Raw genomic sequence first — 13,905 nt, 5'->3', positions numbered from 1 at the left:
CCTCTTTTCCAAAAACAACACCTACGACAATGAACCGTCTTTCTATTTACCGGACAGTACTCCTTTTCTTCGCGCTAATCCTGGTTGGAACAAGCTGTAAAAAAGAAGCTGAGCCAACGCCCCAGGCCCGCTTTACGGTCTATACCCAGATTGCTTCCAAGTTCGACCGGCTGGATGTCTACATCGACAAAAAACTGGTGGGTGCCATTACGGCCACCAGCCCAACCATTCCTGATTGCGGAACGGCCGCATCGGCCTCCGTTTTCACCGTTCCTGTGCAGACTGGCGCCCGTGACATTGTGGTGAGGCAGATTTACAACAACAAAGAAGTTGGCATTTGGGACGACTGGACAATCACCTTTACGGAAGGTCAGTGCGTTCGAAAAAAGCTGACTGAATAAGGTTGCCCCCGCAGGCATTGCTGTCTCTCCAATACGCGGGTCCCTGCTATCGGTACGCAGGTGCCGTTACGTTCCTCTTTTTTCCTTTCACTACGAATACTACGTAGCCGGGCTAACGATGCCTGGTTACGTAGCGGATGAGTCGACGAACTTCTCCATCCATTATCAACAACTTTTCACTAATCGAACCATGAAAATTCAGTTCTCAATTCTGCTTACACTCGGCTTTTTAAACACAACTCTTTCGTTTGCCCAAAACACCGTAGAATCCAAACAGACCGGACCCGACAACAAGGGAATCATTGACCAGAAAGGCAATAACAACAAGGCGAACACGCAGCAGATTTCGGCGAATAACTCCTTATCCATTACCCAGGGGTTTGACAATAAACCGGCATACGGTAACCAGGCGTATGTGCTTCAAGCTGCGGATAAGTACAACGAGGCCGTAATCACCCAAACCGGTGACGACAACGAAGCGGTTATTCGGCAGATTGGATCGTACAATAAGGACGCTATAAAGCAGGGTGGCGATAACAATCTGGCTACGATTCAGCACCTGTCGGGCGACAAACGAAACGAATCCGTGATTACGCAAAACGGAAACAACAATACGGCGCAGGTAACGCTGGAATATAGTGAGAATAGCCGGGCAACGATTGGTCAAAACGGCAACAACAACGAAGCATCAATTTCACAAAGTGGTTACCAGATGAAAGCAACCATCGAACAAGGTGGTAATCAGAATAAAGCGTCTATTGGTCAATACTACGCTACAAACGCTACCGCGGCCATCAAACAGAACGGCAACGTAAATGTAGCCGCTGTAGAGCAAAGCCCGGCCGCTGATGGTAGCTCATCGACAATTGTTCAGAACGGTAATAACGGCTACGCAAAGACGGATCAACGGGGGCTCAATAACACGGCCAGCGTTGTGCAGGCAAGGGGCGAATTTAACCAGGCCGATATTCTACAAACTGGATTCGGTAACAGTGCAGCGGTGAACCAGGCCGGCAATTATAACAACGCACTGGTCGAGCAGTCAGGTAACGGAAACAGTCTGATCATTAACCAGGTGAGACTGTAATCTGTTGCTAAAATCAACTCTGCCAGCTTACTACGGCGCTTTATTCCATTCGTTAACTACTAATTCATATTAGTAGTTACTGGTCGCCCGCTACCGGACTACAACGTAGTAGCACTGGATCATAAACCTGGTTTATATCAGGTTACAGGATCCAGTGCCGCTGGTAACCCACCGGTTGACAAGTTCGATCGTCCTTTACAGATCAAAACCTCAATTACCACTCATGTTTACCAATTCCTTTCGCCCCTGGCTGGTCGGCTTATCGTTGCTAGTCGGCTCCGCTTTCACGTCTTGTTCTGTTCTGGACGACCATCGGCCTACCAACCCCGAAAGCCAGGTTCGGGTACCGGCCGAATGGGAAGAACAGGAATCGGTCTGGATGGCCTGGCCCTCCTACAGCAACAAACACGACTGGTCGGCCCCCGAAGCCTATGCCGAACTTTTGAAGAGCCTGCTGCCCACGGTTCGGGTCGATTTGTGCGTAACCGATGCCTCCATGCAGGAAGTGGTCAAAGCGTTTCTGCTCAGCAGAGGAGTCTCTCAAACACTGATCGACAGTAAATTGGCGTTTCACGTCATTGACTACGTTGATATCTGGCTCCGCGATACGGGTCCAATTTTCATCAAAGACGGTAACACCCGTAAGTCGGTCGATTTTCAGTTCAACTCCTGGGGCTGGGGACCATTTATCACCTTACCCGAGTTTGCTGGCTATCAAGCCACCGACGAAACCGTTGACCGCCAGATTTCTGCGCTGGTAAACGTACCACACATCAGCTCTCCACTCATTTTGGAAGGCGGGGCCCTGGAATTTAACGGCAAAGGTACCGTCATCGTATCGGAGGATGTGGTCTTTCAGCGCAATCCAACCTGGAGCAAATCGCAGGTAGAGACCGAATTTTCCCGGCTCTTCAATACCCCAAAGGTGATCTGGGTGAAAGGCACTCTGGGAAACGATGCACACCCCGTTATCCATGCACCTTTTAACGTTCCGTTTGGCAGCAGCCCTCAACCCGTTTACACACTCCTGACGACCAATGGCCATACCGATGAATTTGTGCGGTTTATCAACGCCAATACGGTGTTACTGGCCGAAACGCCCAGCGAGCAGGAAGCAGCCACCAATCCGATTGTGGCCAAAAGCCGGGAGTTGCTGCTGAACGTGCGGGAGGTCCTTTCCCAGTCAACTGATCAGGATGGGCACCCCTTCCAGATCATCGACTTCCCGGAGGTCAAACCGCTTTACGTCGACCTGAACGATCAGGATGAGATGTTCAACCTTATGGCGACGCTCGACTTTACCTCGGTGGGGAAGTCCAACATTAGTCCCGATGGCTTTAAGGGTGTCCTAGCTGCCAGTTACCTGAATTTTCTGGTCATCAACGATGTGGTGCTGGTTGCTCAATACGCTGGTTTGTCGGCCGATATGATGGCAAACGATCACGAAGCGATTCATCGGCTTCATCAGGCCTTTCCCGGCAAGCAGGTGATTGGGGTAGACGTTAGAGCGATCAACGTCGGCGGGGGCGGCATTCACTGCATCACCCGACAGATGCCCCGGTAATCCCCTCGATACGTCACCTCCACAGATGCACGAAGCGGGTTTCAAAGGTAAGCGACCCTTTTGAAGAGCTATTGTTTATTACTTGTAGGCATGGCGTTGATTGGTAGGTACAAGTTCATCCGAACGGATGTATAAAGACGCCATCGTTGGTATGATGATGAATGAAGCGCCGACCGGATAAAAACAGCAGAGAATTTATCCGCTTCTACAACCTCGACAAAGTGGTGCCTGCCTTGGACTACTTAGAGAGTACATTAACAAAAACGCCCGACTGAAAAGCCGGACGTTTTTACTTATGGGCTAGTCTGTACAACAAAGAGCCCTCAGAAGACCTTACCGTCTTAGGGCTTGATCACCTTCACGCTCCGGTGCTCGACACCCCCATCTACACTCGATCGGCTGATCACTCCCAGCACATACACGCCACCAACCTCACCCTGTAGATCCCAATCAATCACCTGTTCAGCAGCAGCCGCTGACCACCGTTGCTGGCGGACCAAACGCCCTCGCAGGTCAACCAACTCCACCTGCAACGAACTACCTTCGGCTCCCCGTATCACCGCCCGCAAGCGCTCCTGCTGGAGAGGGTTGGGGGCCAGATCCACCTGTAGAGTCAACTCGGATGGTGCCGCTTCCCGGGCCCGGCAACTGGCGTCCACCGTTAGCCGGTACGGACCGTAGATAGTAACGGTCCCTGCCCCATCCGTCGTCTTGAGGTAGAAGTCACCCTGGGTGTTAGTCTGGGCGTTGATAATAGTCAGACTCGACGTAGCCGTACCTCTAAACAACTGCGGGGTCTCCATGATCTTGGGCGTAGTCAGACTGTTCTTGTACCACTCATACCTAACTGGGTTGCCACTCACCGCTACACTGATCACCGCGGTGCCTCCCCGGCATACGGTTGGGTTGTTGCCTCCCGTCACCGTCGTGCTGGCCGTGGCTGAACAGCCTTCGCTGGTAGTAGCCGTCACTGAGTAAACACCCACCCCACTCACTTGAGCCTTGTTGCTGGCAGGACCACCGGGCTGACTGGCCCCAGGGCTGAAGACGTAGCTGGTAAAGCCAGGGCTGGCCGTCAGCGTTACGCTGGCGTTGGTGAACGACACCGGCCCACTGTTGCTCAGGCTTAACGCTTGTGCGGTGCTCAGGTTGAGGCTGGTTTGAGCCACAGCCCGTTGACCGCTCTGCTCCACCGTCAGGGTGAAGCTCTGACTGCCCGTGCCCGCAGCCCTTACCTGCAGGCTGAAGACAGCCCCGCTGGCGCTGCCGGTCAGGGAGATTCCCTGCCCATTGGCGAGGGTGTAGTTGTAGCTACCCGTTACGTTACCCACACTAGCGGTGAAGCTGACGGGGTTACCCACGCAGACAGGGTTTGGGCTGGCCCCAAACCCTGCTAGAGTCGGGATTGGATCGTTGATCAACAGCGTATAGGTAGCGCTCACTCCTGAACAACCGTTAGCATCCGTCGCCCGAACCGTAATGGCGAAACTGCCCGACTCTGTTGGCGTGCCGCTCAATACCCCATCCTGGGTCAGGCTCAGCCCACTTGGTAAACTACCGCTGGCCAGACTAAAACTGTAAGCGGGTACTCCATCTCTGGCCGTAAAGGTCTGGTTGAAGCCCTGACCCAAATTAGCGGTAGTGGTAGCCGGAGCACTCACCGTCACCACGGCGGTGGTGCTAGCCACAGTGGTGGTGGTTGTACTGCTGCAACCCGTGATGGGGTTACTCACCGTCACCGAGTACGTACCTCCTGCGTTGACCACTACTGTATTCCCGTTTTGACTGAGGATACCCGGTCCACTGAACATATAGTGCTGCCCACTGGGGCTAGCCGTCAGCGTCACGCTGGTCACCGAGCAGGTCAGACTACCGCTGCTGACCAGACTGGCCACCGGAGCCGTATTGTCCTGGTCGACGCTGGTGGTGGTGGTGCTCACACAGCCACTGGCATTAGCTACCCGCACCGAGTAGGTGCCCGCTGCCGAAACGGTGCGGATGTTGCCCGACCCAGGCAGTTCCTCACCGCTGCTGTTGGTGAAGGTAAAGGAGCTGCCCCCCGTTGCCGTCAGTGTTACACTCGTGTTGGTGCAGCTTAAAGGCCCGCTGTTGGTCAGACCTGGGCTGGGTAAACTGTTTACCGTCAGATCGGCAGTTGACCGAACAGTCTCCCCATTGAACGTCACGGTTAGCGTAAAGGTCTGTACATCTGATCCGTTAGCGGTCACTATCTGGCTGAAGACAGCACCGCTGGTCATTCCTGTCAGCGGGCTGCTGCCGCCGTTGGTGAGGGTGTAGTTATAGTTGCCCGTTACGTTGCCCACATTAGCGGTAAACGTAACGGGACTACCTACGCACACCGCATCTGGACTGGCTCCAAAGCCAGCCAGCGTCGGGGCTGGAGCATACAGGATGCCCAACACATTCGAGGCCTGATTGAAGTTACTCGCTTGGTCCTGGGCCACGTTGGCCAGTACGCTGACCGACACCAGCCCACTGGTCACTGGGGTTACAGTCACCGTGTACGTAGTACCTGACCCCGCAAACTCACTTATTGTACCGTTACTGACACTGATCTCACTGACCACAAACCCCGTTACCGGTTTGGAGAAGGTAATCGTTACCGGGATCGGGCTGGTAGAGGTAGGACTCGTAGCCGAACTGGTCACGCTCACCGTTGGTTGCGTGTTGTCGATCACAAACGTATTGGTATTGCTGTCAACACTGGTGTTGCCCACCCCATCACTCGCTCTGGCTTTAACCGTATGCGAGCCAGGTGCCAAGGGATTACCCTGAGTTAAGCTCCAGTTGCCGCCCCCGGTGGCCGTGGTGGTGCCAATGGCCGATCCATCGACAATAACGGTTACGGTGCTGCTGGGTTCAGCCGTACCCAAGTAAGTGGGCAGATTATCACCAATCGTTGCTCCGTTGGCTGGTGAAGTAACGACGGGAGCCCCCGGAGGAGTCGTATCAACAAAAAAGGTGTTGGTGTTACTAAGGGGACTCTCCAGACCTGCCAGTTCAGCTCGGGCATTGACCGTATGGGAACCCTCCGCCAGCGCTACCGACGGGGTCAAACTCCAGTTCCCATTGGCATCAGCCAGGGTTTCACCCACCGAGTTGCCATCCACTAATACCGTCAGGCTGCTGGTGGGTGCTGAGGTGCCGGAGTAAGTCGGCGTATTATCATTCTGCTGACTGCCATTGGCTGGCGTAACGACTACAGGGGCTGAAGGAGCCGTAGCGGTAGTAAAGGTCTGTAGTTCACCATAGCTGGTGCCAGCTGCGTTGATGGCATACGCCCGTACCGAGTAGGTGGTGCTGCTACTTAGGCCGACAACGGGCTGGGAGAAGGACCCCGTGCCCACCCCCATAGCGACTTTAGTGTCGCTCGTGGTAGGGGTACCGCTGCCGATCAGGTAGACTACGCCCCGTTCGGTGACGGGCGTTCCGCCATCAGCCGTTACGTTGCCCCCCAGCGTAGCGCTGGTACCCTGAATGTTACTGGCCGCTGCGGTGGTCACGGAAGCCGTCGTACTCACAATTAGCGTATAGGCCGTGCTGGCCACCCCTACACATCCGTTTTGATCTTGAGCGTTAACCAGCACGGAGTAGCTGCCCGCTGTCGTGGGTGTCCCCCTTAACGTACCATCATTCGACAGGCTCAGGCTAGTGGGCAGGTTACTGCTTACTATACTAAAGCGATAAGTTCCGCTGCCGCCCTGAGCGGTGAAGTTCTGGCTGAAATCCTGGCCCACCGTAGCGGTGCTGGTGGATGGATTACTCACGACCACAGTAGCCGTGCCCCCATCAATCGTGATGCTGGTCGCACTGAAGCAGCCCGTGGCGGTGTTAGTCACCGTCACCGAGTAGATGCCCGATGTGTTCACCACCGCCTGGTTAGCACTCTGACTCACCACACCTGGTCCGGCAAAGCGGTACGTGTCCCCACCACTCGCCGTCAGCGTCACGCTGGTCACCGAGCAGGTCAGACTACCGCTGCTGACTAGCGTCGCTATCGGTGAAGCGTTGACGGTTACGCTCACCACATCGGTGTTCACGCAACCATTGGCATTGGCCCCAGCCACACTGAAGCTATAGGTTCCTGCCGACAGACTCTCCACGCTACGGGTGTTGCCTGATCCGGCAATGACTCCAGTAGGGCCCGTGAAGGTGTAACTCGTCAAGCCATTAGTAGCTGACAGGTCGAGGACTTGCCCTACGCAGACGTTGGCCGCACTCAGGTCAATGGTGGGCAGACTGTTCACCATGACACTGGCTGTAGCCTGGCTACTCTGTCCGTTATTGGTTACAGTCAGCGTATAGGTTTGCAGTCCCGACCCGTTTGCCGTCAGCGTAACGCTAAGCGTAGAAGAAGTGACTGGACCGGAGGCACCAATGGGCGGACCTCCGTTAGAAAGTGACCAACCGTAATTACCAGAGAAATTGCCGATGGTAGCTGTAAAGGTAACTGGGCTACCTATGCAAACGGAGTTAGGGTTTGCCGCGAAGCCCGTAATTGTAGGCGTGGCATCGTTGATCACCAAGGTATACGTAGCGCTTACTCCTGAACAGCCGTTGGCATCAATAGCCCGCACAGTGATCGAATAACTCCCCGACTGAGTGGGTGTTCCGCTCAATACACCTGTAGCTGACAAACTCAGGCTCGCTGGTAAACTGCTACTGTCCAGGCTAAAGCTGTAAGGAGCCGTACCACCCGATGCCACAAAGCTCACACTGACCGGACTACCCTGCGTAGCGGTGGTAACCGTGGGATTCGTAACGATTAGATCGGGGTTGGGAGCCGCCTGGTACTCATAAGCCCCCATGTCAATCGTACCGCCAAACACGCGTGTACTGCCCGCCAGATCGGTAGCGGGGCCGTTATAAGCCGTGGGGTTACCCGTATTGATGGCCGGCGCACAGCCATTGAGTTGGGTAGACGTGGCAGACGCAAAAGGTGAAACCGTGGTGGTTAGGTTGTTAGCGCCTGTGTAATCCGTCTCTGAAGCCTCGAACAAACTATAACTGGCCGAAACAGCACCTGAAATTGCGTTGGCTCCTCCGTTGCCGAACAGCACGCAGTTCACCAGAACGAGATTACCGCTTTGGTTATTTATGGCGCCACCATTATCGGCCGTGTTAGCCTGAAACGAGCAGTTCGTTAGCACGGGATTGCTATCACTATTGTAGAGAGCACCACCACCGAGAAAACCACTAGAGTTGCTTTGAAACGAGCAATTCGTTAGCACTGGATTGCTCGTTTCATTACTGACTCCCCCACCATAAAAGCTGCCAAAATTGTCCTGGAACAGGCAGTTGGTCAGACTTGGACTACTATTTGAATTTACGATTCCCCCGCCGTACGTAATGCCCGAGTTATTCACAAACGAGCAATTGGTTAGTGCTGGGCTGCTACTCTCATTCTTCAGTCCACCACCAACAGAAGCCGAGTTGTTTCGGAATATACAATTAGCCAGACTCGGATTGCTGCTGTTTCCATTGTTCATCCCTGCCCCCTCGTCTGCCGAATTGTTCTCGAACTGGCAGTTCGTCAATGTCGGACTGCTGGCATTGGCATTGCTTATCCCTCCACCATACACCGCCGAATTATTTAGAAATAAGCAGTTAGCAAGTGTCGGACTGCTGCCCTCGTTGTTCATCCCTCCACCGTAGTCGAACGAATCAAAGCCGACAGCATTACCGCCACTGACCACAAAACCATCCAGCACCGCCGTTGCATTCAGCGCCGTATTGTTAATAACATGATAGCTATTGTCGCTATTGTCGTCAGGCGTCCCAATATCTCCACTCAGCACAGTAGTAAAGTTAGTGGGATTGCGTTCCACCAAAGTAGGGCTGCCGATAGTGGCAAAGCCGCCATAAATCGTTACGCCGTTCTTCATCACGAAGCTGACACTCTGGTCGGTGTTGGCATCACCTCCCGGCTTATACGTACCAGCCGCTACCCACACCTGGGCCACGCCCGCCAGGTCAATCTGGCTTTGGAGATCGGCCGATGCATTGGCCCAGCTGTTGCCACTGCCCGTACCGGCTCCGCCTTGTTTGACGTAACGAATGGGTGAAAACGCATCTTGTACCGTCAACCTGTACGTAGCACTGGTTCCTGAACAACCCAGCGCGTCAAGGGCACTGACGGTGAGGGATAAAATACCCGTCTGGGTAGGTGTGCCACTCAACACGCCCGACGTAGCCAGCGTCAGACCGGTGGGCAACGTAGCACCATTAACCAGACTTAAGCTGTAAGAAAACACGCCACCGGATGCCGTGAAGGTTTGACTGAAAGGCGTCCCCACTGTAGCAGTAGTGATAGCTGGGTTAGTCACGATCAGTGCCGGATTGGGGTTGGCCTGGTACTCATAAGCCCCCATGTCCACGGTGCCATTGTTGTAGCGCCGGGGGTTGCCCGCCAGATCGGTGGCGGGGCCATTGTAAGCCGCGTTGCTGCCGGTGTTAATGGCCGCAGCACAGCCGTTAAGCTGGGTAGAGGTAGTAGAGGCAAAAGGAGAAACCGTAGTGGTCAGATTGTTACCCCCATTGGTATAGCCAGTTACGGAAGCCTCAATCAGGCTGTAGCGGAGCGTCAATCTCTGGCCACCAACCATCAACGTGTTGGCTCCTCCATTTCCAAACAATACGCAGTTAGTCAGATTAGGCCTGCTGTTGTTGGTATTGCCATAGACTACCCCGCCAGAGTTAGCGGTGTTGCCCTGAAAAGAGCAATTGATCAGACTAGGACCGTCGGAGTTGAACATCGCCCCCCCATTTCTGATAGCAGTATTATTTAGGAAGGAGCAGTTGGTCAGACTGGGATTACTAGTTTCACTGCTCATCGCCCCGCCACTGCCAGCAGTATTGCTTAGGAAGGAGCAGTTGATCAGGCTGGCAGCACTGCCAATATTGTCGATCCCCCCCCCATTACCCAGAGTAGTATTACGCAGGAAAGAGCAGTTGATCAGCCTGAGGCCGCTGCTATAATTATACATTCCTCCACCGCTGGAAAAAGCGGTATTGTCCTGGAAGATACAGTTGCGTACTATCGGATCGGTCAATACATTAATCATCCCCCCACCAACCGAATTGTTACCAATTTCGCTAGCGTTGCCTCCCGTGATAATAAAGCCATCCAGAATGGCTGTGCTGGTGATTCCCGTCTGATCGTTGTTGACTACATGGTAGCTATTGTCACTATTGTCGTTAGGCGTACCAATATCTCCGCTCAGCACCGTAGTAAAGTTAGTGGGATTGCGTTCCGCCAGAACTGGGTTCCCCGTATTCGCAAAACCGCCGTAGATCACTACGTCATTTTTCATCGAGAAGCCAATAGCTCGATCCGTGTTGGCATCACCTCCCGGCTTATACGTACCAGCCGCTACCCACACCTGGGTCACGCCCGCCAGATTGATCTGGCTTTGCAGATCGGCCGAGGCATTGGCCCAGCTACTGCCGCTGCCTGTACCCGCTCCACCCTGCTTGACGTAACGGATGGGAGAAAAAGGCTCCTGGACTGTCAATGTATACGTAGCGCTCACCGCCGAACAACTGTTGGCATTAGTAGCCCGCACCGCAAGCGTAAAACTACCGAGCGCCGTGGGCGTGCCACTCAAGACACCCGTCACAGCGTTCAGCGTCAGGCCTGGAGGCAACGTAGCCCCATTAGCCAGGCTGAAACTGGCATTTCCCGTGCCGCCCACCGCCGTGAAACTCTGGCTGAAGGCAACGCCAATCGTAGCCGTATTGACGGTTGGATTATTTACCGACGGTGGCGTAGGCACCGCATTGATGGGGATATCGGTCAGATTGCTTTCGCAGGTGGGTGAGTTTGCCAGACGAGCGCGAACCGTGTACAACTGACCGGCGGCCAATCCGCTGAACAGACCGCTGGGTTGCCAGGGACCTCCGTTAATATTATACTCGACCCCACTCAACCCGGTTACGCTCACGTTGATCGTACCCGTAACCGTAGCGCAGGTAGGCTGGGTTACGTCAAGACCGATGACAAGAGTACCTACGATGGTTATAGCGGCTGTTGCCGTTACGTTCGTACAGCTCGACGATACGTAACTGACCGTATAATTGCCCGGCTCACTCTCATTCGGGATAATAGTACCGGCAGCATCAATGCTCAATCCGGCCGGGCTGCTGGTGAAGGTACCTTGCCCTCCGGGGCTTGTTACGCTGGCCGGATAGGTATCCCCTGCGTTTCGGCAATAAGGCCCCGCCGGGTAGCTGATACGTACCGTATTCCGAAGCGAATTGATAGAGGTTGATATTCTGGACAGGCAGGTAGGTTCAGTTTGCGACCGGGCGATGATTTCGTACGTTTGCCCCGGTGCCAAACCGCTAAATACGTTACTGGTCTGCCAGGTATCGCCATTATTGATCGAGAACTCAGGCGTACCATTGCTTGTAGCCGTAATTCTGATGGTTCCCGTTGGTACATCACAGTTAGGCTGGGTTACATCCAGACTAAGAATAGGTGCGCCTATGATCGTTAGCGCCGTAGCGGCAGTGGTAGCCGGACAACCTCCTGTGGGTGGGTAGGTGTACGAAATTGTGTAGGCATTCGGACTACTGGCCCCCGTATTCACAATGCCTGAGGGATCAAGAGAAAGTCCGGCTGGGCTGCTGCTATAGGTTCCTCTCGACGTAAAAATACCGGAACTGCTTATAGTAGGCGCTATTCGAACACCATCATTTCGGCAGTACGTTGAAGCGGGATAATAAACAGTAATTTTAGGCTGTTGGCTCACTGTCAACTCCGTTTCGGCCCAGCCAGTCTGTTCATTGTTGGTCACAATCAGGGTATAATTCCACCCATTGTCAACAGCAGCCGTCAGGGTTTGACTAAAGATAGCTGTGCTGCTGGTGCCGCTGATGCTTCTGAAACCGTTGGTAAGCACGTAGTCGTAACTACCGAATACGTTGCTTACTGTAGCCGTGAAGGTAACGGGGGTACCTACACAGACCGAGGCAGATGAAGCGGCCAGTCCGCTGATTTTGGGCAGAACAGCCTCTACGACCAGCGTATAGGTGTTACTCAGCCCTGAGCAACTCTTCCCATCACGCCCCTCCACCACTATTGAATAGCTGCCACCCTTGGTAGGGGTACCACTCAATGCACCTGTGGTCTGGTCCAGGTTCAGACCGGTCGGCAAGGCACCATCGGCCACACGGTATTCGTAGGGAGACGCATCACCCGATGCCGAAAAGTTTACACTGAAGGCAATGCCCTGCGTAGCGGTGGTGATCGACGGATTGGTGATTGTAGGAGCAAGGTTGGGGGCGGCCTGAAACTCGTAGGCTCCCATGTCGATCTGACCACCAAACACCCGCGAGCTACCGGCCAGATCGGTGTTGATTCCTAAAACCCCACTGGCCGAACTAAATCCGGTATTGATGGCCTGTGAACAGGGGTTGAGTTGGGTAGAGTTTGTGGAAAGATACGGGAAAGCAATCGTACGGATGTTGTTGCCTGCATCGGTGAAGGTGGTTACAGTAGCCTCGATCAGGCTGTAGCGGAGCGTCACCGCCCCATTACCCCTATTATCAAAGGCACTGCTTCCCCCATTGCCAAACACCACGCAATTGGTTAAACTAGGATTGCTGCCGCTGGTATTGAACATGCACCCGCCACCACCATTCGCTCTATTGGCCTGAAAAGAGCAGTTGGTCAGGCTGGGAATGCTATTGATTTGATTGTACATCCCTCCGCCGAGGGTAGTAGCGGTATTGTTCAGAAAAGAGCAGTTGGTCAGACTCGGATTACTGGCATTATTAGCCATTCCCCCGCCAAGGCTGGAGGTAGTATTCCCCTGGAAAGAGCAGTTAATCAATCTGGCGTTGCTACGGTTGTAATTGTATATCCCCCCACCTTCGGTGATAGCGGTATTGGCCAGAAAAGTGCAGTTGGTCAGGCTGGGGCTGCTTTGGTCATTGTGCATTCCCCCACCGAAGCCAGTAGCGGTATTGCCCTGAAAGGAGCAATTGACCAGGCGGGGGCTGCTGTTGCCATCATTGTATATTCCCCCGCCACTGTTGGAAGCGGTATTGCCCTGAAAAAAGCAGTTGATCAAGATGGCGTTGGCATTAAAATTACGAATTCCTCCTCCCGAAGCGGCAAAATTGCTCAGAAAGCTACAGTTTCGGACCGTTGGATTGGTCCGTACGTTAATCATACCGCCACCGCTATTATTATCACTCCCGTTGGCATTCCCCCCCGTAATGACAAAGCCATCCAGTACGGCTGTGCTGTCGATGCTCCCTTCATTGCTATTGTTGCTGACCACATTGTAGCAGTTGTCATCGGCGGTGTTGGTGCTGCCAATCTCGCCTGAGAGGGTACTGCTGGAAGGTTGCCCCGTAACGGGGTTAATGGTCGGTCGTTGGTTCAGGTCCGTCTCATTGCCCACAAATCCACCGTAGATAGACACCCTACTCTTCATACGGAAGCCGCTGGTGCGGTTGGTTCCGGGCTTGTAGGCCCCAGCCGCTACCCACACCTGCTGCACTCCGCTGGCGTTGATCATGGCCTGTAAGTCGCCACTGGCATTAGCCCAGGTAGTCCCAGTACCCGAGGCCCCCGGTTTGACGTAACGAATGGTCTGAGCCTGGGTCGTCAGGCTGAGCGTGAGCAGCGCCATCACCAGCACACAGACGCGCAGGCGTGTAGTTCGTTGAAAGAAAAGTAAAATTTGATTCATAGATAAACTAGGCTAACGTTTCATGGAAGGATGGCGATAGGCTGCCTGAGCAGCCTATCGACCAGGCCAATTGAAGGAAGGTGTGTATGGAAAGCGGAAAGCAATTATTGGTGGTGAGCCCGGCGGCCA

Annotated in this window: 4 protein-coding genes; 3 read left to right on the top strand and 1 reads right to left on the bottom strand. The window is 54.1% G+C overall.

Annotation, left to right across the window (positions count from 1 at the left end; translation table 11 throughout):
• Positions 1-29: 29 nt before the first annotated feature.
• The 3 genes from ACYVIY_RS04135 (at position 30) to ACYVIY_RS04125 (ending at position 3,052) form a co-directional block, all read left to right on the top strand.
• Complete coding sequence (locus ACYVIY_RS04135; RefSeq protein ID WP_460975008.1) at positions 30-401, top strand: hypothetical protein; 372 nt, start codon at positions 30-32, stop codon at positions 399-401.
• Positions 402-591: 190 nt separating this feature from the next.
• On the top strand, positions 592-1,488 hold the full coding sequence (locus ACYVIY_RS04130) for a hypothetical protein (protein ID WP_460975007.1): 897 nt from the start codon (positions 592-594) through the stop codon (positions 1,486-1,488).
• 223 nt (positions 1,489-1,711) lie between these two features.
• The gene (locus ACYVIY_RS04125; protein WP_460975006.1) at positions 1,712-3,052 is read left to right on the top strand and encodes an agmatine deiminase family protein; all 1,341 of its coding nucleotides are present in this window, start codon (positions 1,712-1,714) and stop codon (positions 3,050-3,052) included.
• Positions 3,053-3,393: 341 nt separating this feature from the next.
• On the opposite strand, the gene ACYVIY_RS04120 is transcribed toward ACYVIY_RS04125, so the two are convergent.
• Positions 3,394-13,776 (bottom strand): putative Ig domain-containing protein, encoded by a 10,383-nt coding sequence (locus ACYVIY_RS04120; protein WP_460975005.1) that lies wholly within the window; start codon positions 13,774-13,776, stop codon positions 3,394-3,396.
• Positions 13,777-13,905 lie beyond the last annotated feature (129 nt).

The organism is Spirosoma knui (assembly GCF_054780635.1).
Note: the sequence above shows the minus strand (reverse complement) of the source record. Positions and strands in the feature narration are given on the sequence as shown.

Bases quoted from the DNA above. Each gene is read 5' to 3' on its own strand.
- ACYVIY_RS04135 (WP_460975008.1), top strand. From the start codon at position 30: ATGAACCGTCTTTCTATTTACCGGACAGTACTCCTTTTCTTCGCGCTA.
- ACYVIY_RS04130 (WP_460975007.1), top strand. From the start codon at position 592: ATGAAAATTCAGTTCTCAATTCTGCTTACACTCGGCTTTTTAAACACA.
- ACYVIY_RS04125 (WP_460975006.1), top strand. From the start codon at position 1,712: ATGTTTACCAATTCCTTTCGCCCCTGGCTGGTCGGCTTATCGTTGCTA.
- ACYVIY_RS04120 (WP_460975005.1), bottom strand. From the start codon at position 13,776: ATGAATCAAATTTTACTTTTCTTTCAACGAACTACACGCCTGCGCGTC.